General features: G+C 50.1%; 28 protein-coding genes and 1 riboswitch. Of the genes, 24 read left to right on the top strand and 4 right to left on the bottom strand.

The genetic code is table 11. The features are described 5' to 3' along the window. Positions 1–116 precede the first annotated feature (116 nt). Positions 117–797: a lipoyl(octanoyl) transferase LipB gene (gene lipB / locus ACETK5_RS17210; RefSeq protein ID WP_394056900.1), complete on the top strand. Its 681-nt coding sequence runs from the start codon at positions 117–119 to the stop codon at positions 795–797. 26 nt (positions 798–823) lie between these two features. On the opposite strand, the gene prli42 is transcribed toward lipB, so the two are convergent. Beyond that, on the bottom strand, positions 824–925 hold the full coding sequence (gene prli42, locus ACETK5_RS17205) for a stressosome-associated protein Prli42 (protein WP_015734477.1): 102 nt from the start codon (positions 923–925) through the stop codon (positions 824–826). Positions 926–1,039: 114 nt separating this feature from the next. Between prli42 and ACETK5_RS17200 the strand changes: the two genes are divergently transcribed. Continuing rightward, positions 1,040–2,170, top strand: a complete 1,131-nt coding sequence (locus ACETK5_RS17200; RefSeq protein ID WP_394056898.1) for a tripeptidase T — start codon at positions 1,040–1,042, stop codon at positions 2,168–2,170. A gap of 79 nt (positions 2,171–2,249) precedes the next feature. Here the strand turns inward: ACETK5_RS17200 and ACETK5_RS17195 are convergent, their stop codons facing one another. Together ACETK5_RS17195 and mciZ are read right to left on the bottom strand one after the other, a co-directional pair. Further along, positions 2,250–3,461, bottom strand: a complete 1,212-nt coding sequence (locus ACETK5_RS17195) for a tetratricopeptide repeat protein (RefSeq protein WP_394056896.1) — start codon at positions 3,459–3,461, stop codon at positions 2,250–2,252. 93 nt (positions 3,462–3,554) lie between these two features. After that, a complete protein-coding gene (mciZ, locus tag ACETK5_RS17190; protein ID WP_127594187.1) occupies positions 3,555–3,713 on the bottom strand; it encodes a Z-ring formation inhibitor MciZ in 159 nt (52 codons plus the stop codon). Positions 3,714–3,807: 94 nt separating this feature from the next. Between mciZ and ACETK5_RS17185 the strand changes: the two genes are divergently transcribed. From ACETK5_RS17185 to ACETK5_RS17110, 16 genes are all read left to right on the top strand, one after another. Then, a complete protein-coding gene (locus ACETK5_RS17185) occupies positions 3,808–4,389 on the top strand; it encodes an NUDIX hydrolase (RefSeq protein WP_326112208.1) in 582 nt (193 codons plus the stop codon). 1 nt (position 4,390) lies between these two features. Next, entirely contained in the window at positions 4,391–5,608 is a 1,218-nt protein-coding gene (locus ACETK5_RS17180) for an endonuclease Q family protein (protein WP_394056894.1), read from the top strand. A gap of 86 nt (positions 5,609–5,694) precedes the next feature. Next, the gene (gene spoIIM / locus ACETK5_RS17175; protein WP_100536267.1) at positions 5,695–6,318 is read left to right on the top strand and encodes a stage II sporulation protein M; all 624 of its coding nucleotides are present in this window, start codon (positions 5,695–5,697) and stop codon (positions 6,316–6,318) included. A 109-nt stretch (positions 6,319–6,427) separates the two neighbouring features. Next, positions 6,428–6,889, top strand: coding sequence for a ferric iron uptake transcriptional regulator (fur, locus tag ACETK5_RS17170; protein ID WP_394056893.1), 462 nt, complete (start codon positions 6,428–6,430; stop codon positions 6,887–6,889). A 316-nt stretch (positions 6,890–7,205) separates the two neighbouring features. Further along, positions 7,206–7,469 carry a YqzK family protein gene (locus tag ACETK5_RS17165; RefSeq protein ID WP_243390617.1) on the top strand — a complete coding sequence of 88 codons (264 nt, stop codon included), beginning with the start codon at positions 7,206–7,208 and terminating at the stop codon, positions 7,467–7,469. Between the two features lie 42 nt (positions 7,470–7,511). Next, positions 7,512–8,396, top strand: coding sequence for a site-specific tyrosine recombinase (locus ACETK5_RS17160; RefSeq protein ID WP_394056891.1), 885 nt, complete (start codon positions 7,512–7,514; stop codon positions 8,394–8,396). Between the two features lie 55 nt (positions 8,397–8,451). Beyond that, a complete protein-coding gene (locus ACETK5_RS17155; protein ID WP_394056890.1) occupies positions 8,452–9,276 on the top strand; it encodes a purine-nucleoside phosphorylase in 825 nt (274 codons plus the stop codon). Positions 9,277–9,471: 195 nt separating this feature from the next. Continuing rightward, positions 9,472–10,665, top strand: coding sequence for a D-alanyl-D-alanine carboxypeptidase family protein (locus tag ACETK5_RS17150; RefSeq protein WP_100536271.1), 1,194 nt, complete (start codon positions 9,472–9,474; stop codon positions 10,663–10,665). A gap of 88 nt (positions 10,666–10,753) precedes the next feature. Beyond that, a complete protein-coding gene (gene spoIIAA, locus ACETK5_RS17145; protein WP_076320918.1) occupies positions 10,754–11,107 on the top strand; it encodes an anti-sigma F factor antagonist in 354 nt (117 codons plus the stop codon). Next, on the top strand, positions 11,104–11,562 hold the full coding sequence (gene spoIIAB, locus ACETK5_RS17140; RefSeq protein ID WP_100536272.1) for an anti-sigma F factor: 459 nt from the start codon (positions 11,104–11,106) through the stop codon (positions 11,560–11,562). The genes spoIIAA and spoIIAB overlap by 4 nt, the downstream gene beginning before the upstream one ends. Positions 11,563–11,573: 11 nt before the next feature. Then, positions 11,574–12,329, top strand: a complete 756-nt coding sequence (gene sigF, locus ACETK5_RS17135; RefSeq protein ID WP_006209412.1) for an RNA polymerase sporulation sigma factor SigF — start codon at positions 11,574–11,576, stop codon at positions 12,327–12,329. Positions 12,330–12,511: 182 nt separating this feature from the next. Continuing rightward, positions 12,512–13,156: a stage V sporulation protein AA gene (locus ACETK5_RS17130; protein ID WP_326112202.1), complete on the top strand. Its 645-nt coding sequence runs from the start codon at positions 12,512–12,514 to the stop codon at positions 13,154–13,156. After that, positions 13,153–13,581: a stage V sporulation protein AB gene (locus ACETK5_RS17125; RefSeq protein ID WP_100536274.1), complete on the top strand. Its 429-nt coding sequence runs from the start codon at positions 13,153–13,155 to the stop codon at positions 13,579–13,581. The genes ACETK5_RS17130 and ACETK5_RS17125 overlap by 4 nt, the downstream gene beginning before the upstream one ends. 23 nt (positions 13,582–13,604) lie before the next feature. Next, the gene (locus ACETK5_RS17120) at positions 13,605–15,239 is read left to right on the top strand and encodes a spore germination protein (protein WP_394056886.1); all 1,635 of its coding nucleotides are present in this window, start codon (positions 13,605–13,607) and stop codon (positions 15,237–15,239) included. Positions 15,240–15,357: 118 nt separating this feature from the next. Then, positions 15,358–16,689, top strand: coding sequence for a diaminopimelate decarboxylase (gene lysA, locus ACETK5_RS17115; RefSeq protein WP_326097506.1), 1,332 nt, complete (start codon positions 15,358–15,360; stop codon positions 16,687–16,689). A gap of 207 nt (positions 16,690–16,896) precedes the next feature. Continuing rightward, the gene (locus ACETK5_RS17110) at positions 16,897–17,328 is read left to right on the top strand and encodes a peptidylprolyl isomerase (RefSeq protein WP_009595227.1); all 432 of its coding nucleotides are present in this window, start codon (positions 16,897–16,899) and stop codon (positions 17,326–17,328) included. 66 nt (positions 17,329–17,394) lie between these two features. On the opposite strand, the gene ACETK5_RS17105 is transcribed toward ACETK5_RS17110, so the two are convergent. Then, positions 17,395–17,796 carry an acyl-CoA thioesterase gene (locus ACETK5_RS17105; protein WP_326112197.1) on the bottom strand — a complete coding sequence of 134 codons (402 nt, stop codon included), beginning with the start codon at positions 17,794–17,796 and terminating at the stop codon, positions 17,395–17,397. A 202-nt stretch (positions 17,797–17,998) separates the two neighbouring features. Next, positions 17,999–18,182, top strand: a riboswitch (FMN riboswitch). 268 nt (positions 18,183–18,450) lie between these two features. On the opposite strand from ACETK5_RS17105, the gene ribD reads away from it, so the two are divergent. The 6 genes from ribD (at position 18,451) to scpB (ending at position 23,687) form a co-directional block, all read left to right on the top strand. Continuing rightward, entirely contained in the window at positions 18,451–19,551 is a 1,101-nt protein-coding gene (ribD, locus tag ACETK5_RS17100) for a bifunctional diaminohydroxyphosphoribosylaminopyrimidine deaminase/5-amino-6-(5-phosphoribosylamino)uracil reductase RibD (RefSeq protein ID WP_394056883.1), read from the top strand. 23 nt (positions 19,552–19,574) lie between these two features. Then, complete coding sequence (gene ribE / locus ACETK5_RS17095) at positions 19,575–20,243, top strand: riboflavin synthase (RefSeq protein ID WP_100536279.1); 669 nt, start codon at positions 19,575–19,577, stop codon at positions 20,241–20,243. A 45-nt stretch (positions 20,244–20,288) separates the two neighbouring features. After that, positions 20,289–21,527: a bifunctional 3,4-dihydroxy-2-butanone-4-phosphate synthase/GTP cyclohydrolase II gene (locus ACETK5_RS17090; protein WP_326117876.1), complete on the top strand. Its 1,239-nt coding sequence runs from the start codon at positions 20,289–20,291 to the stop codon at positions 21,525–21,527. Between the two features lie 260 nt (positions 21,528–21,787). Further along, entirely contained in the window at positions 21,788–22,255 is a 468-nt protein-coding gene (gene ribH, locus ACETK5_RS17085) for a 6,7-dimethyl-8-ribityllumazine synthase (RefSeq protein WP_006209422.1), read from the top strand. 66 nt (positions 22,256–22,321) lie between these two features. Next, entirely contained in the window at positions 22,322–23,113 is a 792-nt protein-coding gene (locus ACETK5_RS17080; RefSeq protein ID WP_127594173.1) for a segregation and condensation protein A, read from the top strand. Beyond that, positions 23,082–23,687 (top strand): SMC-Scp complex subunit ScpB, encoded by a 606-nt coding sequence (gene scpB / locus ACETK5_RS17075; protein WP_100536282.1) that lies wholly within the window; start codon positions 23,082–23,084, stop codon positions 23,685–23,687. The genes ACETK5_RS17080 and scpB overlap by 32 nt, the downstream gene beginning before the upstream one ends. The last annotated feature ends 8 nt before the right edge of the window (positions 23,688–23,695 follow it).

Below are 23,695 nucleotides of genomic sequence, written 5' to 3'. Positions count from 1 at the left end.
TACATGATCTGCGGACTGATTCTTCGGAAGAAGGTTCGCAGACGTTATTCATACCGAAGTCAATCGCAGGAGCATTCATTGGTTAGTGGGAACCCTATGAAAGAAGGCGTTAGCACATGAACAAACCGTTAGATGTATCGTACACGCCGATTGTAGATTATGGCATGGCTTGGGAGCTTCAGAAACAACATGTTTCCGCCATCGATCAGGGAGAGCAGCACGAGCGCTTGATGTTACTTCAACATCCTCCGACCTATACCATGGGGTCACAGCGTCATCCGGAGCACTTGCTCCTGAGCAAAGAGGAATTGGAAAAACAGGGCATCGGCCTGTTTGAAATAGATCGAGGCGGAGACATTACATATCATGGTCCTGGACAGCTTGTCGGGTATCCGTTGTTACTGCTGGATGGCGGCAAGAATTTGAATCTGCACGGTTTTCTGCGCGACGTGGAGCAGGTCATCATCGATTACTTGGCATCATACAACATCGAAGCCGGCCGGAAACCCGAGTACACCGGAGTATGGGTAGGGGATATGAAAATTTGCGCCATCGGCGTGAAATTCAATAAAGGCCGCCATCATCGCGGATTTGTGACGAGCCATGGTTTTGCGTTTAATATTAAATCCGGAATTGCAGACGCGGGATTCTCGGGAATCATTCCTTGCGGCATACAGGAATACGGTGTAACTTCATTGGAGGACTGTACGGGGCGGGTTTTTGAAGTGGAGGAAGTAGCCCGGGAGATCGTGCCTTTCTTCACCCGGGTATTTCCATATGAGGCTCGTTGGTTGTAACTTTATGCGCTCGTAAATGCAGGGTGTCAGCGAAGGAACAATGGCTCAAGGATAACCAGCAGCGTTGATCCGACCATGGCAATCAGCATGAGATAGATAACAATTCGAAACCACTTTTTACGTTGCATTGTGTAACTCCTTTGAAATAGGTTTAATGATGAACATACATGGAAGCAGCATCATTTCAATGAGAAATAGATATAAAGACATTGTATCGTATCTGCGAAAGAGAGGGAAGTCCAGTGATCTCAGAAGAGCGTATCATCCAAGAATTTATGGAATTGGTTCAGGTCGATAGCGAAACCAAGCATGAAGAAGAGATCTCCAACGTTCTCAAACATAAATTTTCCAGTCTTGGCTTTGACGTCATCGAAGATGATGCCAAGGAAAAGACAGGACACGGAGCAGGGAATCTGATTATTACCTGGAAAGCGGACGAGGGGGCCCAGCAAGCGCCTAAGCTGCTATTTACCTGCCATATGGATACCGTAACGCCCGGTCAAGGCATCAAACCGACACTGGGTGATGACGGCTGGATTCGAAGTGACGGAACGACCATTCTCGGGGCGGACGACAAAGCGGGAATCGCGGCATTGCTTGAAGGTATTCGGGTCATCCAGGAAAATAACATTCCTCACGGACAAGTTCAATTTGTCATTACGGTAGGTGAGGAATCGGGTCTGGTCGGAGCTCGGGCGCTTGACCCTGATGTTTTGGATGCGGATCTCGGTTTTGCCCTGGATTCCAACGGTGAGTTAGGCTCAATCGCAGTTGCTGCACCGACCCAAGCGAAAATCCAAATGATCATCAAGGGCAAGTCTGCTCACGCCGGAGTGAATCCGGAGGATGGCATCAGTGCCATTCAAGTCGCTTCAAAAGCGATAGCCAAAATGAAGCTGGGACGGATCGACAAAGAAACCACCGCAAATATCGGCAAGTTCCAGGGCGGAGGCGCAACAAACATCGTCTGTGACCATGTTCAGATTGATGCTGAAGCACGCAGTATCGTTCAAGAGAAAGTGGATAAGCAAGTGAACGATATGCGCGAGGCGCTCGAAACCACCGTTCGTGAGTACAATGCCAATTGTGAGTTCATTAGCGAGATCGTATACCCGGCCTTCAGTTTTAATGAACATGATGAGGTTGTTCAGCTTGCGCAGCGGGCTATCGGCGGTTTGGGCTTAGCAACCCGCACGTTCCGCTCCGGAGGCGGCAGTGACGCCAACATTTTTAACGGCCTTGGAATTCCAACCGTCAATTTGGCGATTGGATATCAAGACATTCACACCACGCAAGAGCGCATTCAGGCTTCTGATTTGGTCAAGGCTGCGCAGATTGTCGTTGGGATAATCCAGGAAACGGCTAAAGCCTAGTCAACCATTAGACCCATTATGAAAGTATAAAGCCCGCGACGGACGCTTCAAGTCCGCTGCGGGCTTTTAGATTTGTCTATTAATTCAAGGATGACATGGGCGAGTAATTCTCCCGTCTTTTTTGGGCAGGCGACCAGGTGGTATGCCAGTTCGTGTTCTCGACCACATGCAATGCGGCATTGATGTTGTCCAGGTACTGTTCAATCTCTTTCCTCGCCGTTGCAGATGAGTATTGCTCCTCAAGGCGGGCAGAGAGGGAGATTAGGGCTGACTGCAAATAACAAGCAGCCTCGCCGAATCGTATCTCTGTACGCCCGGGGTGAGCCAGTCTAAGCTGCTCGAGCAGGGATGCAGCCTCATCATATCTTCCTTGATCATATAAATGCTCAGCGGCAATAACGCATACTTTTATACTGTTGCTGTCTTGTTCTAGGAGCGGCAGCGCTTCCAATTGATTCAATTTTGAAATCGCGAGCCCTCTGTAGCCTTCATCATAAAGAAAACAGATCAGAGCATAATAAGCATGGTCGCCGCTATGGGTAAGCAGGTGTTCGGCTATGGAGATCATATTAAACGATACGGCAGCGCGTGCTAATTCTAAAGTTTCCGACATGGCGATAAATCGGTCAGGGATCGAATGGCTTATGTTCCACTCGCACACCTGCCTGATTCTGGCCAGCTGAGCCACTCCAGATGTTCTTGGACGAGGCAGTTCGCGCGGGTGGTGAGCCAAATCGCGAAGGTAGCTGTCGATGAACTGCATGGCTTCAGATACTTGACCCGTCATGATCAGGCAAGTCACATACTGGATACAGGTATCTGGGTATAAGCTCCCCTGTTCAGCAAAACAATGGGCAGCATACGGATAAGCTCCGATGTAGAAAAGTGACCTGCCAACCATCATGTTGGAAGATGGAAAGCTCCTCGTTTCGTTCAGGAGTCGTTCACAAATCGTTTGGTCCGAAATCCCCTGCATGTGGAGGAGTGCAGCCCACTGATTCAGAGCCTCTTGAACGTAAGTACCGGAATGCTGTACGACGGTTCGGAAAGCTTCCTCCGATTTGTCGAAGGAACGCATCCGCATGCTCAACAACCCGTATTCGAGCCAGCTTAGATCAACTTCCTTCCATCCCGAGCTCGTTTTATCGGTTGGAGCGGATTGCGCAGCTTCCCTGAAGCTCCTTAACGCCTTCTCAAGATACCCGCGTCTTTTGTACCATTTTCCGCGCTCATATTCAGTTGAAGGTGGATTAGTAATTGGTTCGGTTTCAATAATAGGTATATGTCGCATGTCGAAGCCTCCCAATGATATAACACCATTATAGGTGTAAAGGTCATGGTCCATATTCGAAAAAAGTCGAAAAACAGGTCTTAAGACCTGATTTCACGTCCTGTTTTCGTAAATATTTTTAGAAGACTTAGAAATAATATCCATAATCTTCGCTTCCGAACCCCATTGCTGTTGCCACTGTTTCAGCATGATCCGTATCTGCCAGGCTTGTCCTACCATATGTACTGAATGGTCCCCTTTGTAGCTTTTCATGGGCAGCTTCCTTCTTTCTTGGAAATTTTGATATAATACACCTTATGCAATAGCATGGTCAGACATGCCGTTTTTAAACAAAGGAGGTCATTTTGTGAGCGATATCGGCAGTAAGAACCGAGAAGCCTCGGATAAATTGCTGGAAGAAACCACGCTGTCTACCCAATCGATTTTTGAAGGGAAAATCATTTCACTGCAGGTCGATACGGTGAAACTGCCAAATGGGGAGACCGCGAAACGTGAAGTTGTCAGACACCCCGGTGCAGTAGCGGTGCTCGCATTAAGAGGCGATAAAATGTTGGCCGTTAATCAATTTCGACAGCCGCTAGGGCGCTGTGAGGTTGAAATCCCTGCAGGCAAGCTGGAGCGGGGAGAGGATCCGCTGGAAGCCGCGAAGCGCGAACTACAGGAAGAAACGGGTTATACGTGCGGTTCCATTCGCAAGCTGCATTCCTTCTATACATCCCCGGGATTTGCCGATGAAATCATTCACTTATATCTGGCAGAGGATCTGGTCAGCGGCGAGATGAACCCGGATGAGGATGAATTTATAGAGATGATGGAAATCTCCCTGGAAGAGGCATATTCACTCATCCAAGAAGAGAGAATCAGCGATGCGAAGACCATTCTCGCCGTGTATGCTTGGAATATGTATAGCCTGACAGGAAAAATCTGATATGCTGCAGCCTGAAAAGAACATGTCAACCGGGGAGAAGCTTCAGTCCTATTACTGCGACATGCACATTCACATAGGGCGCACAAGCAGCGGACAAGCTGTGAAAATAAGCGCAAGTAACAATTTGACCTTTGAAAATATAGCCGTGGAGGCATCGGAGCGGAAAGGCATCCAAATGATTGGCATCATCGATTGCCACTCTCCTTCGGTACAGCACGATATTCTCCAGTGTTTGGACAGCGGGGTCATGCAGGAGATCGATGGAGGCGGAATTGCGTATCAGGATACGGTGATCTTGCTTGGAAGCGAGATTGAAATACGTGAAAGCGGCCGTGGCGCAGCCCATGTGCTGGCCTATTTCCCTGATCTGAACACCATCCAGGAATTCACTGGCTGGATGGCAAAATACATGAAGAACGTGCAGCTTAGTTCGCAGCGTATCTATGTGAGCCCCCGTGAGCTGCAGCAGGAGATTCTAGACCGCGGCGGGCTGCTGATACCTGCACACGTTTTTACGCCTCATAAGGGACTGTACGGCAGCATGGCAGACCGTATGAGCGAGGTGCTGGACTTGGACGGGATTGCAGGAATAGAGCTTGGGCTCAGTGCCGACTCCTCGATGGCAGGGCGGATAAGCGAACTGGACGCCTATTCCTTCCTGACCAATTCGGATGCGCATTCGCTTGGGAAAATCGGCAGGGAATACAACCGGATCGACATGGCGAAGCCTTCATTTTCTGAATTTCGCCAGGCCCTTGGAACAAGTAACGGTAGAAGAATCAGTGCGAACTACGGGCTGAATCCCAGACTCGGAAAATACCATCGTTCTTACTGCAGCGGCTGCGACAGCATACTGGAGGAGGGCAGCGATATACATGAATTGGTGCGATGTCCATTCTGCGGCAGTACCAAGCTGGTACAGGGCGTGTTTGATCGGATTCTGAACATCGCTGACCGCAAAGAGCCCATGGTACCGCAAAGCCGGCCGGCTTATCACTATCAGGTTCCGCTAGAGTTCATCCCGGGCCTTGGCAAATCGTCGATGTCGAAGCTGCTGGGGGCTTTCGGGACCGAAATGAAAATCCTTCATCAGGCTACGGAAGCGGAGCTTGCCGCTGTTGCCGGAGAGGGGCTCGCTGCCAGCATTGTGATGGCCCGGAACGGGACATTGTCCTTATCGGATGGCGGCGGGGGCTCATACGGGAAGGTTCTCCGGTAAATCGATCAACTCTTTCAATCACAGGTCATACAAGGAGGGTGATGGTCATAGAGTAGAGTAGAGACACAGAAAGGAGACTCTATTCTATGCAATCATTCCGCCAAGCCTTCAAGGATCAGACCATGCTCTATGTGTTCGTGGGCGTCTTGTTTTTAGTTGGCGTGCTGTTTGGAGCGTTGATGGTCAATGCACTTTCATTGGAGCAGCAGCAGGAAATGGCCCGATATTTAAACCACTTTTTTGTAAACGTGCAGGACGGTGGAGAAACCATGAGTCAGTCTTCTTACTGGAGCATCGCAGCCCTTCATCTGAAATGGATCGGTTTGATATGGATTCTGGGATTGTCCGTCATCGGGCTTCCGGGAATATTGATATTGGACTTCTTAAAAGGAGTGCTTATTGGGTTTACGGTCGGTTACTTGGTCGGACAGTATTCCTGGAAAGGCCTGCTGTTCGCCTTGGTGTCGATTGCGCCGCAAAATTTGTTCATCATCCCCGTGCTCATGATGTGCAGCGTAGCCGCCATAACCTTCTCACTATACATTATCAGGGACCGATTTATTATGAATCGCGGCGGGAGCATGGTAAAGCCCTTTGCTTCGTATGCGATGCTGACCTTTTTCATGGTCCTGTTAACGCTCGGAGTCGCTTCATTTGAAACCTGGGTAACCCCGGCCATGATGCGCTGGGTCACGCCAATGTTGCTATAATCCGCGAATTTTTCCATAAAGCAAAACCGTTTGACTTTGTTTGTCAAATCCCCCTATAATGAAGGAAGTGAACAATAACGTGCAGTGATTTCCAAGGGGGAGGGAAACGATGGAAGCGCGGATCGACAAAATTAAGCAGCAGCTACAATCCCAAGGATACAAATTAACGCCCCAACGGGAAGCCACGGTAAGCGTATTGTTGGAAAATGAAGACGACCACCTTAGCGCAGAGGATGTATTTATGCTCGTGAAAGAGAAGGCTCCGGAGATCGGTCTGGCAACCGTGTACCGTACCCTAGAGCTGCTCAGTGAGCTTCATGTTGTCGAGAAGATAAATTTTGGCGATGGTGTCGCCCGTTATGACTTGCGGACGGATACTTCGAAGCATCACCATCATCATTTGATATGTACTCAATGTGGAAGCATGGATGAGATACGCGAGGATTGGCTCGGTCCATTGGAAGAGCGGTTAGAGCGAGAGTTCAACTTTACCGTTCATGACCATCGGCTTGATTTCCATGGCATATGCTACCGTTGCAAAGAGAAGGGCAAGGACCAGGACAAATCATAATTTCATACCATTCAACAAACCGCAGTGATGACCATCACGGCAAGCCCTCTACGGCGGTAAGCCGGGAGGGTTTTTTAGATGGTAACCAAAATATAAATGGAACATGCACGAATCCGTATCGTTCACGCAAGAACAATCTATCATTCTACACCATCAACGTACGTCGAGAAGACGTTTTTTTTATTCTATCCCAATAACCGCCAAGTCCAATGACTAAAGAACGGATCAGAGGAAAGCCGCCGTCATAATCCTGCAGCTTGTATCATAGGCTTTACGTGAAGTGATACCTGTAATACCCACTTTCACTTGGTGATCAATGCAAAGAGATGAAAGAGAGGCGCTGCCAGTGATTATATCGATCCGAAAAATAGGCTCACTAATCCGATTTATTACGATGTTTGCCGTTCTGACGATGTTTTTTTACTTCGTGCTGGGATGGGTGGGAGATTGGCTGACCCCAGTGGATCCTTACCGTGCGCCTTCCGGTCAAGCGGTTAAGGCTTTTCAGCCTGAAAGCACCATGGACTCCCGATATTCGCCGGCGGAACGTCTGCGATTGTACTACTGGTATGGGGAGTGATCGTGCTGGTAAAGGGCACATGGGAATAGGAGCAAAAAGATCATGAAACAATATTTGGACGAATATGTAACCTATCTGGAAGATGTGAAGGGACTGTCCCGAAGTACGATGGAATCGTACCGGGCCGACCTACAAGGATTCATTGCTTTTGCAGCGGAAAGAGACGTTATCCATCCGCAGGAAGTTACACGAACCATGCTTGGCTTATACATGGGAAGACTGCGGCAGCAGGGCAAGGCGGCATCGAGCCTGCTTCGCTGCACGGCTTCCTTGCGTTCCTTTTTTCAATATTTGGTGCGTCAGGCCGTTATAGCTCAAGATCCGACCCAACTGCTGGATAATCCGAAGCCGGAACGGAAGCCGCCCAAGTCGCTGACCATTGAGCAGGTGGACAAGCTGCTGTCGGCTCCGGATTCCGGCACCCCTCAGGGGGCCCGGGACAAAGCGATGCTGGAGCTGCTGTATGCTTCAGGCATCAAGGTGTCGGAACTGGTGAACTTGAGCACTCATGACATCAATATGGAGATGCGCTTCCTGCGCTGTGCCGTTTCCGGAGGGAAGGAGCGAATTCTTCCGATTACCCAGATCGCAGCCGAGAACGTGGCATTTTATATGCAAGAGATGCGGGACAAGCTGATTCGAGATGCTGATGAGGATGCATTATTCCTGAATTCGCTCGGTACGCGCTTGACACGGCAGGGATTTTGGAAAATTATTAAAAAGTATGGCAAGCTGGCCGAAATCGATGAGGAAATCACGCCGCATACCCTTCGCCATTCGTTTGCCATTCATATGCTGCAGAACGGCGCCGACTTACGTTCGGTCCAGGAGATGCTGGGTCACTCGGCATTATCCACCACCGGCATGTATCAATCCACCAAGAAAAGCATGAAGGAAGTATATGATCATTATCACCCGAGATCTTAGTGGGGCCTACTCTACTAGGATCTACAACTTATTCTCAGTTAGGAGAGGTATGAACATGAGTTCAATTAATCAGCAGAGCATTAAGGAAGCAGCGGCATACATACGCGGGCAGAAGGGCGTCGAGCCCCAGGTCGGCCTGATATTGGGTTCAGGACTCGGCGTGCTGGCCGAATTGATTGAGAATCCGATGTCCATCCCGTACACGGACATTCCTCATTTTCCCGTATCGACTGTAGAAGGCCATGAAGGAGAACTGCTGCTGGGTACGATTCACAATAGACCTGTCGTTCTGATGAAGGGGCGATTCCATATGTATGAAGGTTATGGTCCGGAAGTGACTGCTTTCCCGGTGCGCGTCATGAAAGAGCTGGGTGTGAAGAGTCTGCTGGTTACCAATGCGGCGGGCGGTATCAACACGTCCTTCGAGCCAGGTGATCTCATGCTGATCTCCGATCATCTGAACATGACAGGCACCAACCCGTTAATCGGGCCTAATGATCCGGATCTTGGCGTCCGGTTCCCGGACATGTCCCAGGCATACAGCCGTCAGCTTCGCCAATTGGCAAAAGAAGTGGCCGTGGGTCAAGGCGTTGCGCTGAGAGAAGGGGTCTACGCAGGTTTGCTCGGACCAACCTATGAAACACCCGCCGAGATCGTCATGCTGCGTACGCTCGGTGCGGATGCGGTAGGCATGTCCACGGTGTCTGAGGTCATTGTGGCCAGACATGCCGGTCTTGAAGTGCTGGGCATTTCTTGCATCAGCAACATGGCAGCCGGAATATTGGATCAACCGCTGTCCCATGACGAGGTTATGGAGACAGCCGAGAAGGTTCGGGAGAAATTCCTTGCGCTTGTCATGGCCATTATTCCAAAAATGTAATAACCTATTTTAGCAAAGGGCTGGGCTCCGGCGGATTTACATCCGTCGAGCCCAGCCCTTTTTGCTGTGTTCACTTCCGATCAGGCGATAATATTTCCGTAAAATACTGGAATAATTTGTTTTCATCCTGACGACAATGAATAACAGACCCGTTGTTTTTCGGGATGCCATTACGAATGTCAGGAGGGGATGGAAGTGAAAAAAGCGTTAATCGCTGGATTTCTGGTTCTATGTGTAGGGTTGTCCAGCGCAGCTGTACCAAGTTATGCAGAAGAAAGTAGCAAACCCGGGGAAGGATCATCACAAGAGGAACTGGCACCAGGTGCTCGTTCTGCTATATTGCTGGATGCGGATACCGGAACCATTATTTACGAGAAAAACAGCCATGATAAGCTGCCTCCGGCGAGCATCACCAAGATCATGACGATGCTGCTTACGATGGAGGCCATCGATGAAGGACAATTGCAGTGGACGGATAAGGTGCGTACCAGCGAATATGCGGCCTCTATGGGCGGATCCCAGATCTTTCTTGAGCCCGGTGAAGAAATGACGGTGGATGAGATGCTCAAAGGCATTGCCATGGCATCAGGCAATGATGCTTCCGTCGCGGTGGCGGAGAAAATTGCCGGCTCAGAGGAAGCCTTTGTCAAGCTGATGAATGAGAAAGCAGCCGAGCTGGGAATGAAGGATACGCATTTTGTGAACTGCAACGGACTACCCGCAGAGAATCATTACACTTCGGCCCACGACATTGCGGTCATGAGCCGGGAGCTGCTGAAATATGACCAGATCACCAAATATACGGGGGCCTATCAGGATTATTTGCGTAAAGATTCAGAAAAACCGTTCTGGCTGGTCAATACGAACAAACTGGTTCGATTCTACACTGGTGCTGACGGATTGAAAACCGGATACACGTCAGAGGCCAAATTCTGTTTATCGGCAACGGCCAAACGGGACGGACTGCGCGCTGTTGCTGTTGTGATGGGAGCTCCGGATACGAAGACGCGGAATAATGAAGTATCTCGCATGTTTGACTATGCCTTTTCCCAGTATTCGATGCATTCCATCTATAAACCGGGTGAAGTGTTAGGTATCGTGAAGGTCCAGAAGGGAACCGTGCCCGAGATCTCGATTCAAGCGGATAAAGATTACAGCGTGCTGGTTAAGAAGGGCGTAAAGAGTCCGGATATCCGTCATGAAATTCAGATGGACCCGAATTTGAAGGCGCCGGTAGCCGCAGGACAAGTTGTCGGCAAGCTAACGGTCTATCAAGGTGATCGCGTGGTCAAGGAGTTCGAGCTGACCTCTCCTGTCGAGGTGAAGAAGGCCGGGTTCTGGAAGCTGTTCAAACGGACAACCGGCAAGTTGTTTCATGTAGATTCATAGGAGTTTTCTTCTAGTTTTGTCGGGATGCAGGAATGTCTTTTTCAAATGTAGAAATCTTTGTTCATGTCAGGGAGGAGAGTGAGCAAACATGAATCTGCATGTTGATATGGAGCATCACAGGCATGTACTGATCGTCCGTCTGTCCGGGGAACTGGATCATCATACGGCCGATCATGTCCGGATGCAACTGGATGAAGCTATTCAGAGACGTCAAACAGAGCACTTGGTGCTGAGCTTAAAGGACTTGGACTTTATGGACAGCTCAGGACTTGGGGTCATCCTGGGACGCTATAAATTCATCAAGCAAAAGGGCGGAAAGATGGCGGTATGCGATGTCAAGCCGCAGGTTTACCGCTTGCTTGAAATGTCGGGGCTGTTCAAGATCATGCCGATATATGAGAACGAGGGCACGGCACTCTCGGGTTTGGAGGTAGTGTCATGAGTGAAGGGAAAGCACAGCATAATTTTATGACTCTGCAGTTTGCCGCAAGGTCGGAAAACGAATCCTTTGCCCGTGTCGCCGTGGCTGCGTTCATCTCCCAGATGGATCCCAACATGGATGAGCTGAGTGACCTGAAAACGGTAGTCTCCGAAGCAGTTACAAACAGCATTATCCACGGTTACGATAGTGATCCGGAAGGGGTTGTCAAGATTGAAGCCCTAATAGACGGGGATATGATCACGCTGTGCATTGAAGATTCCGGCCATGGGATCGAAGATTTGGAAATGGCCAAACAGCCGCTTTATACATCCAAGCCAGAGCTGGAGCGATCCGGCATGGGATTCACCATCATGGAAAATTTCATGGACGAATTTGAAGTGGTCAGCGAACCAGGCAGCGGTACGTCGATCAAAATGAAAAAGAGGATCGAATCTAAGAAAGCTTTATATAATTAGGGGTTGGACAAATGGATGCCGATGTGAAGAAAACTTCGCAGACTTATTTGGACGACGCGGAGGTCAAACGACTCATTGCACTTAGCCAAAGCGGGGATAATGTCGCCCGGGACACGCTCGTCAACTGTAATATTCGTCTTGTCTGGTCTGTCGTTCAGCGGTTTATGAACCGGGGGTATGAGCCTGATGATCTGTTTCAGATCGGCTGTATCGGTCTCCTCAAATCCGTGGACAAGTTCGATCTCAGTTATGACGTAAAGTTCTCGACCTATGCCGTACCGATGATCATTGGAGAAATTCAGCGCTTCTTAAGGGACGACGGGACCCTGAAGGTCAGCCGATCGCTTAAGGAAATGGCCAACAAAGTCAGGAAGAAGCGGGACGAGCTGTCCAAGCAGCTTGATCGTCTTCCAACGGTGAAAGAGGTTGCCGAAGAGCTTGGGGTAACCCCCGAAGAAGTGGTGTTTGCCCAGGAGGCGAACAAACCGCCAACCTCGATTCATGAGACCGTATTTGAAAATGACGGGGATCCCATAACGCTTATGGATCAGATAGCTGATGAGTCGCAGGAACGATGGTTCGACAAGCTGGCCTTGAATGAAGCGATAGGAGGCTTGACCGAACGGGAGCGGCTCATTGTTTATCTGCGGTATTACCGGGATCAGACGCAGTCGGAAGTTGCCAGCCGGCTGGGCATATCCCAGGTACAGGTATCGCGACTTGAGAAAAAAATATTGCAGAGCATACGGAACGAGATCGCGCAGTAGCGGGCCTCAGCCGTTATTCTAAAGCCTGATCAAACTGACGCCGCCCTTAGGGGACGGCGTTTTTTTCATTTTTCAGCAAACCCCTTGGTGGTTTGGCGGATAAAGAAAGTATGGTAAATCCGAGTAGAAAGGAGAGAGATTTCCCATACTAACGGTAATTTAGCAGTAAAGGAGTGTTTCGGATGAAGGTTAATCCCACTCCGACGGTGTTTCTGCAGCTAAGGAGCCGCATACGGTTACCAAAGAACCAAACCGTCAAACTAGGTGATGTTGCCTTCATTGTCTGCGAACCCGAATGGGAGAAACGGCTTAGAGCCCTGCCGCTTACGCAGCCGAAGGATATCGATGGCAATCGCCTTGTCATGGATCTGATTCAAATCATCCCGAAGATTCAAGTCTTGATTCCTGGCGTCCATATTGAACCAATGGGAAACCATCATACCCTGGTGGAGCTTGTCGGTCCGGAAAGCAAGCGGTCAAAATTGTGGTTCCCGCTCATTTGGCTGCTCTTGTTTTTCGGTTCGGCACTGACCATTATGAACTTCCATGCCGACGTCAACATGCTCGAGGTACAGATCCGAATCGTCGAAATGGTGACGGGGAAGAGGGACGAGCATCCCTATTTGTTCCAGATTGCTTACTCGCTGGGGCTCGGATTCGGAATGACGGTGTTCTTCAATCATTTGTTCAAGAAAAAATGGAATGAAGAACCGACCCCGCTTGAGGTGGAAATGTACCTCTATCAGGAAAATCTGGATCAGTTCGTGGTCGCCGAAGAATATCGGAAAATGAACGCCGGAGCCGATACGGCAGGTAAGGAACCATGATGCTGTCCATTCTGCAAGGGATATTCACCTGTGTTCTTGGTGTTGCCGGGGGCATCGCCGTCGGCGGCGGAGTCATCGCACTCATCATCGTGCTGGACATCATCCCGAGATTGTCCCAACTGACGGCAACTTACAGCCGGGTCCATTGGTATGAAGGGGCTTTAATAGCGGGATCTTTCATCGGCACGGTGGCCGATTTCTGGAGATGGTCGGTTCCATTGGGACCGGTTGTGAGTACCGTGATTGGATTGATGTGCGGGATTTTCATCGGCATGCTGGCAGCCGCATTGACGGAAGTGTTGAATGTATTGCCGATTCTGGCCAAGCGGCTCCGGTTGACGGGGTATTTGTTTGGTCTTCTAATGGCCATGGTGGCAGGCAAGGTAGCGGGCTCTCTGTTCGACTGGTTTGTTTACAGCAAGTGATAGTTATGGCTAGGAGGTAGGTTATGGACGAGAAAACAACACATAGCGGCGAACTGGAAACCGATATTCCGATCATTCCCCCGTCGGAGATCAAAGCGTTGGAGGAACAAGAGCTGAAGGGGAAGAGGGAGGCCGAAACCTCCAACAGCACTGAGGAATCCGTCATCTACTGGCAGCAAACGGACCATGTTCCCGCGAAGCTGAGTGATCTGAAAAAAGTGCTTAAGGAAGTTATCGGTCTTGGGGTTTCTTTTGATGTGGTATTCCGTGAAATGAACTTTGCCGGCAGAAATGCGGGGCTTCTCTTCTTAAACGGCTTCACGAATGATGCCATCGTGACGGATATATTGACAAGGCTGACGTACCTGACACCGCAGGATGTGAGCAACCAGGCACTTACCGAGATGATGACCCGCTATATTCCCCATGTCCAAGTGGAGCGGGATACAAGACTCAGCAAAGTGATTAACGAAGTGCTCTCCGGGATATGTGCGCTGTTTATTGAGGATGCACATTCCGCCATCTTGTTGGATACCCGTAAATATCCTGTGCGCGGGCTCGAAGAGCCTGCGGTGGAACGCGTCGTTCGCGGCGCAAGGGATGGTTTTACGGAGACACTCGTTACCAACGTGAACCTGGTGCGAAGACGGGTTCGTGATCCGGGACTGCACGTCGAGGTCATGAAGGTCGGAAGGCGGACGAGAACGGATGTGTGCCTGCTTTTCATTGATGACATCGTGGACCGAACTCAGGTTGAGGCGATTCGCAGGAAAATACAGGAAGTGGATTTAGAGGGGCTTCCTATCGGAGATAAGCAGCTCGAAGAAGCGATTGTGAACAAAGGTTGGCACCCTTTTCCACTGGTCAGATATTCGGAACGGCCGGATGTAGTATCCTCGCATCTGCTCGAAGGCCGAATTGTTGTCATGGTAGATACTTCACCGAGCGTAATGATTATGCCAACCACGTTTTTGGATCTCTGTATGCATGCCGAGGAGAATCGCCAGACCCCGTTTATGGGGACTTATCTCCGCTGGATACGTTTTATAGGCATTTTTGCATCCATGTTCCTGCTCCCGCTGTGGATGCTGCTGGTTGTTCATCCTGAGCTGAAGCCGCCGGGTCTCGATATCATCGGTCCGCAGGAGAACGCTAAAATTCCGATTATCCTGCAGTTTATGATCGTTGAATTCGGTGTGGATTTGCTCCGTTTGGCTGCCGTGCATACGCCGACACCGCTAGCGTCGGCGATGGGGTTGATCGCTGCGATCTTGATCGGCGACATCGCGGTTAAGACCGGATTGTTTGTCAACGAGGTTGTCCTGTATATGGCGGTTGCGTCCATCGGGATGTACGCTACTCCGAGTTATGAGCTGGGACTTGCAAACCGGATGGTCAGGCTGCTCCTTCTGCTTGCAACAGCCCTGTTCGCGGTGAAGGGCTTTGTCATCGGGACGACGCTTCTGATTCTGCTCCTGACGACCCATCGTTCCTATAACTCGTCTTATTTGTGGCCGTTTATACCATTTAGTGCAAAAGCGATGGGTGAAATTTTATTCCGTAAACCGCTGCTCATGTCAAGAAGACGCCCGTCTATCAACAAAACGCGCGACAACACCAAAATGGGTCCTGAAATGAATCCGAGAGGCGAGCATTAACAATAACACAAATGTTGTGTTGAAAAATCCATTTTGATTACCTTCCGTTGTCTGCTATACTGTGAACAATTATTCGATTACCCTATTTTTGAATCAATGGATCGGAGGAATTGTAAGCATGTTTTTACACGGTACAAGCAAGATTAACGATCAGGGGCATTTGGAAATCGGCGGGTGTGACACATCCGATTTGAAAGCTCAATATGGAACACCTCTATATATTGTAGACGAGCAGTCGGTTCGTAATCGCTGCCGGGAATACATCGAGGCCTTCAAGGCATCAGGCTTGAAGTTCCAAGTCGCGTATGCAAGTAAAGCGTTTTGCGTGATGGCCATGTGCCAATTGGCTGACCAGGAAGGGATGTCGCTTGACGTCGTTTCCGACGGAGAGCTGTACACCGCACTTGAGGCCGGATTCCCGGCAGAACGGATTCATTTCCACGGAAATAATAAAACGCCGGAAGAGATTGAGATGGCGCTGGATGCGGAAATCGGCTGTTTTGTTGTCGATAACGTAGTTGAACTTCATATGCTGCAAGCGATTGCTGCCGAGAAGAACCGGAAGGTCAACATTTTGCTTCGCGTGACACCGGGTGTTGAGGCTCATACGCATGAGTATATCTCAACAGGCCAAACGGATTCGAAATTTGGCTTCGATATCGGCAACGGCTCAGCTTATGAAGCGGTGAAGCTTGCCGAAGCTCAAGCGAATATTCATCTGATGGGCATTCATTCCCATATCGGCTCCCAGATTTTTGAGGTGGAAGGCTTTCAGATGGCCGTTCAGCGCGTAGCTGAATTCGCGGCTTCCGTTAAAGAAGGCTTGGGGGTTGTATTCAAGGTTGTGAACCTGGGCGGTGGTTTCGGTATCCGTTACGTGGATGGAGATACGCCGCTTCAAGTATCCCAGTATGTAAAAGCGATCACGGATGCCGTGAAGACCCACTTTGCGGGCCTTGGTTCCGAACTTCCTGAAATATGGGTGGAACCGGGCCGGAGCATTGTTGGTGACGCAGGCACCACCCTTTACACGGTAGGCACAAGCAAGGATATTCCCGGAGTACGTAAATACGTTGCCGTAGACGGCGGAATGACGGATAACCCGCGTCCGGCGCTGTACGAGTCGAAATATGAAGCGTTGCTCGCAAACCGGGCTAATGAGAAGCCGGAAGAAACGGTATCCATTGCCGGCAAGTGCTGTGAGAGCGGAGATATGCTGATCTGGGACCTGGAGCTTCCGAAGGTAGCAACAGGCGATTTGCTGGCTGTATCCTGCACAGGCGCATACAACTATTCCATGGCTAGCAACTACAACCGGATCCGTAAACCTGCGGTCGTATTCGTGAAGGACGGACAGAGCAATCTGGTCGTACGCCGTGAGTCCCTTGCGGACATCGTCAGCCATGATGTCGTGCCGGCAAGTGTAACGAAAGAAACTGTAACGAGCTAAACGGATGTTTTACGCCTCTAATATCCAAGAGGGCCCGCCACTGCCTCCGGCAGCGGTCAGGGCTCTTTGGCTTGCCCAGGACTTGATATGGAATGTGTGAACGGGGGACAAGATCGCTTTGCTTCGGGGCTCAATTCATAGTAAACTATACAATGCATTGTAAAAAAATCGAGTGAAGCGTTCTAATAACGGAAGGAGATAACACATATGGCTAAAAAGGCGAAGATCACATTGGAGAACGGCAAAGAGGTTGTGCTTGACCTGTTTGAGAATGATGCACCGAACACGGTAGCTAATTTTGAGAAATTGGCAAACTCCGGTTTTTATAACGGTCTTGTGTTCCACCGCGTAATCCCTGGGTTCGTGGCGCAAGGCGGTTGCCCACAGGGAACGGGAACCGGCGGTCCTGGCTATACAATTAACTGCGAGATCAACCCTAACAAGCATGAGCGTGGAAGCTTGGCCATGGCGCATGCCGGCCGCAACACGGGCGGAAGCCAGTTCTATGTTTGCTACGAGCCGCAGCCGCATTTGGACGGACAGCATACGGTGTTCGGTAAAGTTGTAGAGGGCATGGAGTACGTGGATGCATTCAAAGGCCGCGACAAAATGGAAAAAGTAGAAGTATACGAAGCATAACAATCAGCTTCTGTTCAGGACAGGCTCACCCTTAAGGGTGAGCCTGTTTGATTATTCGGGGAGGGATTACGCAGGGGCAGGGAATAATTGGCGGAGCTCTTCCGGAACAGGCCTGCTCCTACGAGTAAGTACATCCATCGCCACACTGGTAACGGCAGCATCCGCGCAAAGCTCTCCCTCTTCGTTGTAAATCGTCTGAATCAGCACATAACTCGTACGACCGATAGATTTCGGTTCGGTCACGACGGTTAGCCTTTCGCCTTGGCCGCACTCCTTGCGGTAATTGATATTGATATTGACGGTAACGGTCTGGATCCCGAGCCGTTTCAACATATCATATTGAAGGTCTCCTGCTTCGTACCATTCCTCACGGCCCCACTCCAGATATTCCAGGTATTTGGCGTTATTTACATGTCCGTTGACGTCGATTTCCGTAGGACGGACGACAATGTCCAGCGAAGTTTTCATCGTTACGCGCTCCTTTTTTAACTTTATCTTGCTCCCGTGTTTGCCCAACTTAAACTGTTCTCCCTTGGAGGAGAATTCTCCTTCTACTTCCAATACACATATTGGTATTAAGTTATAAACTTTAAAAAAGTTAGTTGTTTTTTCTTGCAATTTTCAAAAGGTGGTGATAAGATTCTTCATAAGATCAAACAATTTCATATGTTTAATCCTTCGGGGCAGGGTGAAATTCCCTACCGGCGGTGATGAACGCAGTGATTGAGCTTTAGAAAGCAGATGGCTGCGTCTTAGTCCGTGACCCGGATATGCGTGTGCTGTTGCACACCGTATGCGGTGGACCTGGTGAAATTCCGGGACCGACAGTATAGTCTGGATGGGAGAAGGAGTGAAAGACACATAAGCAACATGTGCTATTTGTGTCTATGCGCACAACGTGATATGCGTTATGTGCAGGTTTTCACATGCGGTTCAAGCCTGTACTTGCGATGATTTGATGTCGCCGGTAACGGATTTGAGTTGTTTGTTATAAGCAAAACCTGCATTCATGACGGTTATTTAGCGTGTCGATTATTAACTTCCATCAAGCTCTGTTAAGGATTCCCCCGAATCTTTGGCAGGGCTTTTTTATGTGAACGTTGGGAAAGGAGCATGTTTAGCATGGATATCGTCAACGATGAATTCTATATGTCACTTGCGCTGGACCTTGCTGAACGTGCTCAGGGTCAAACCGGGATTAATCCGGTTGTCGGCTGTGTGATAGTTAAGGATGGCGCGCTTGCAGGGGTAGGAACGCATTTGGAGCGTGGAACACCGCATGCTGAGGTTCATGCCCTGAATATGGCTGGCAGCAAAGCGGCGGGCAGTACGGTGTACGTGACACTGGAACCCTGCAGTCACTACGGTACAACGCCGCCTTGCAGCGAGAGGCTGATTGCCGAGGGTGTTCAGCGAGTGGTTGTTGCTTGCGAGGACCCCAATCCTCTGGTTGCGGGCAAAGGGATTCAAATGCTGCGTGCAGCGGGAATCCGGGTTGAGACCGGTGTCCTTAAGGAGCGTGCTCTTCGCTTGAACGAAACCTTCATTAAGTTCATTACGACAGGTCAGCCCTTCGTAACGTTAAAAACAGCCAGCACGCTGGACGGCAAAATCGCTTCGAAAACCGGCGATAGCAAGTGGATATCCAATGAAGAATCAAGAGCACTTGTGCATACGCTGCGTCATCGCCATCAAGGCATCATGGTAGGCGTGTCTACAGTTATCGCCGATAATCCGAGTCTGACGACGAGACTTGGCGTGGACGGGCTGGATCCGGTTAGGATCATTGTGGACTCCAGCTTGCGAATCCCGCTCGACAGCCATGTCGTGACAGACGGATTGGCGCCGACGTGGATCTTGACGACGGAGCAGGCGGATGAGACGAAGCGGACCGGGCTGGAAGAGCTGGGAGCCCAGGTTATCCCCTGCGGGCCAGGACCGCGTGTGGATCTGAAGGCTGCGATGGCGAAGCTGGGACAGATGGGGATTGCCTCCATTTTGCTGGAAGGTGGCGGCACGCTGAATGGCTCGATGCTGGAACAGAAGCTGGTGGATCGGCTCATCCAGTTTATCGCCCCTAAGATTATCGGAGGGTATGATGCGCCTGGAAATTACATGTTCAGCGGATACGAACAGATGGGTCAAGCGATTATGCTGACAGGACTTGAGACGGAAAGACTGGGCGACAATATTTACGTCACCGGGATTCCGGTCTGGAAATAAGGCGAAAGAAAGGAGGGAAGCCTGTGTTTACTGGATTGGTTGAGGAGATCGGCGAGATGAGGCGTATCGGACGGAAAGGCGAAGCCATGCTGCTCAGTATTTCCGCTAGCCGGATCATGGATGATTTAAAGCTGGGGGACAGCGTATCCGTTAACGGCGTCTGTTTGACAGCTACATCCATTGACAAAGGTATATTTACGGTAGACGTGATGCCGGAAACCTATAGAAATACCAATCTTAAGGAGCTGCAGCCAGGCGGAAAGGTAAATCTGGAACGGGCGATGGCGGCCGGAGGTAGATTTGGAGGCCATATCGTTCAGGGGCATGTGGATGGCGTCGGCGTCATACGGAGCGTACAGGCAGATCAGAATGCCGTGGTATACGAGATCGCACCTGCGAATGGGGACGTATTCAAATATATCATTCCGAAAGGCTCCGTCACACTGGATGGAATCAGCTTGACCGTTGTCAAAACAACAGATTCCTCCTTTACGGTATCCATCATCCCCCACACGCTGGCGGAGACGGTGCTGGCTTATAAAAAAGCAGGCGATACGATTAATATCGAATGCGACATTTTAGGGAAATATGTAGATCACCTGCTGCATTACGGCTCACAAGGAGCAGGGAATCAAGGCGGGACAAAACCGGGAATCAGCAGGGATTATCTTGCGGAGCATGGATTTGCCTAAACCAGGTGCTTTATATGGTCTCCATGAGAAGAAGGAGGAGTAGCGATGGATGAGCGCTTTTCATTTCATACAATCGAAGAGGCGTTAACCGATTTGAAGGAAGGCAAGGTCGTCATTGTCGTAGATGATGAAGACCGTGAGAATGAGGGCGATTTTATCGCATTAGCAGACAAGGCAACCCCGGAGGTCATTAATTTTATGATCACGGAAGGCCGAGGTTTGGTATGTTTGCCCATGACGCAGACCAGAGCTCAGGAGCTCGACCTCAAACCGATGGTTGCCCAAAATACGGATTATCATGGAACGGCCTTTACGGTTTCCATTGATCATAAGGACACCACAACAGGCATATCTGCCTATGAACGGTCCATAACCGTCAAAGGTATACTGGATTCGAGTGCATCTGGCTCAGATTTCCGAAGACCCGGTCATATGTTCCCGCTGATCGCAAAAGATGGAGGCGTCCTGCGCCGGGCAGGACATACGGAAGCGGCTGTCGATCTTGCTAGATTGAGCGGCTCCTATCCGGCCGGCGTCATCTGTGAAGTGATCAAGGAAGACGGCACAATGGCCAGGCTGCCGGATCTCGTGGAGATTGCGAAGAAGCATGATCTGAAGCTGATTAGCATCAAGGATCTGATTCATTACCGCAATGACAAAGAAAAGCTTGTCCAGCGAGAGGTGGCTGTGCGGATGCCGACCGACTTTGGCGTGTTTCAGGCCGTTGCCTACACCAACGACGTGGACAATAAAGAGCATGTAGCCCTGGTAAAAGGGGAGATCGATGGAAATGAGCCTGTGCTCGTGCGCGTGCATTCCGAGTGCCTGACAGGAGACGTGTTTCACTCCCATCGCTGCGATTGCGGTCCCCAATTCGAGGCGGCACTCCGCCAAATCGATGAAGCGGGTAGAGGCGTTCTTCTTTACATGCGCCAGGAGGGGCGGGGCATCGGCTTAATCAACAAACTGAAAGCCTACAAGCTCCAGGAAGAGGGACTCGACACCGTGGACGCCAATCTAAAGCTCGGTTTTGCGGCGGATCTGCGTGATTACGGCATTGGAGCCCAGATCTTGAAGGATCTGGGGATCAGAAAGATCCGATTGCTGACAAACAATCCGCGCAAAATCAAAGGCCTCGAAGGTTATGGCCTGGAGGTTGTCGAGCGCGTTCCGATCCAGATGCCGGAGAACGAGGATAACACGGGCTACCTGCATACCAAGCAAGCCAAGCTCGGTCATATGCTGAAATTCAGCGATATCGAGCAAAACGAGAGCACCAACTAATCACCCAATAATAAAAGGTCAATCATGTGGTGAGGTTTGCCTCATGGAATGACCCAGCAAAGAGGACGGAATGCTGCTGGAGAAGCGGTAGCGGTCGCCTTTAACTCCTGATTTCTTTCCTCCAGAAAATAGATCATGAAATCAGGAGTAACAGCGATCGGAAGAACGGTTTGATTCGGCAGCGACTGAAATGCACAGCAATTACTATGATCACTGCAAGACCTTATATAAACTCCAAACCGAAAGGAAGTCATCCAACAATGGCAACAATATTTGAAGGTAAATTAGTATCCGAGGGTCTAAAGTACGGTATCGTCGTAGGTCGGTTCAACGAATTCATCACGAGCAAGCTGCTGAGCGGGGCACTGGACGCATTGAAGCGTCACGGCGCACAGGAGAACGAAGTCGATGTCGCATGGGTGCCGGGTGCGTTTGAAATCCCGCTCATTGCCCAAAAAATGGCGGAAAGCGGCAAATACGATGCCATCATCACCTTGGGAACCGTCATTCGCGGCTCCACCACGCATTATGATTATGTGTGCAACGAAGTGGCCAAGGGGGTATCCGCAATTAACCTGAAGACCGGTGTACCAACGATTTTCGGTGTCGTTACGACGGAGAATATCGAACAAGCCGTGGAACGTGCAGGAACGAAGGCCGGCAATAAAGGCTGGGATTCCGCCATGGCAGCCATCGAAATGGCGAACTTGACGAAAAGCCTAAAATAGTGCTTATTTAATGTAGTGCTCTTTTTTTGGAGCACTGCATTTTATTTTTTGGCGGGAGGATTCACCGTGACCGTATTATACAAGCTGGAAACGTTTGAAGGACCGCTCGATCTGCTGCTGCATTTGATTGATAAAGCGGAAATCGACATCCAGGATATTCCCGTCAGCGAGATTACCGAACAATACATGGCCTATTTGCACAACATGCAGGAGCTTGAGCTGGAAATTACGAGCGAATTTCTGGTCATGGCTGCAACGCTGCTGTCTATAAAGAGCAAGTTATTGCTTCCGAAGCCTCCGGTTATCGAGATGGACGAGTTTGATTTTTATGAAGAGGATGACATGGATCCGAGAGCAGAGCTCATTGCCAAGCTGATCGAATACCGCAAGTACAAAGGCATCGCCCGCCATTTGCATGAGAAGGAATGGGAACGCAGTCTGATGTATTCCAAGGAAGCCGAAGATCTCACGCCTTACATGCCGGAAGTGGAAGAGAACCCGGTGCAGGGATTACATATTTCGGATTTGATCGCTGCTTTTCAAAAAGCGTTAAACAAAGCAGTCAAACGCACATCGTATGCCCGCATTCAGCGGGATGAAATATCGGTAAAGGACCGGATCCGTCAGGTCATGGATGCCCTGGAGGAGGTTGGGCCGGGAGGCAGGATCCTGTTTTCCAAGCTGCTTCACGAAGAGATGGTACGGCATGAAATCGTAGTCACCTTCCTGGCCATTTTGGAGCTGATGAAAATGAAGCAAATTTTGTGCTACCAAGAGAAGTTGTTTGAAGATATCGTCATGGAGTGGAGAGGGGAAGGACGCATTGATGGATTATCCGAAGCTGAAATCGATTATTGAGGGGCTTCTGTTCCTGTCGGGAGAAGAGGGCTTGTCGGTTAGGCAAATTGCTGAGATTACCGAGCAGTCGGATGGCCTGGTTGGCGAAGCGCTTGAAGATATGAAGGAAGAATGGGAGCGCCATGAGCGGGGGATTCAGATCGTACAGATTGCGGGGAGTTACAAAATCGCGACGCTGGCCGAGCACGCTCCGTATTTCGAGCGCCTGGCGTATTCGCCTTCTCGCTCCTCCTTGTCGCAAGCCGCACTCGAAACACTCTCCATCGTTGCCTATCGGCAACCGATTACGCGCGTAGAGATTGAAGACATCCGCGGCGTCAAGTCCGAACGGGCTATTCATACGCTGGTAAGCAAAGGATTGATCGAGGAAGTCGGACGCGCCGAGGCGATTGGCAGACCGATTTTGTATGGAACGACCAAGTCCTTCCTGGAATATTTCGGGCTTGCCAACATCAAGGATTTGCCGGAGCCGTCGCAATTTGAGGATAACGATAATTTAGAAGAGGAAACGCAGCTGTTGTTTGATAAGCTTGACGGTCGTCAGCTTACGTTCGATGATGTAGAGGAAAGTTAGCCATTATA

It is taken from the genome of Paenibacillus ilasis, from assembly GCF_043195395.1.
In the GTDB taxonomy this organism is placed as follows: domain Bacteria; phylum Bacillota; class Bacilli; order Paenibacillales; family Paenibacillaceae; genus Paenibacillus_AQ; species Paenibacillus_AQ lautus.
Note: the sequence above shows the minus strand (reverse complement) of the source record. Positions and strands in the feature narration are given on the sequence as shown.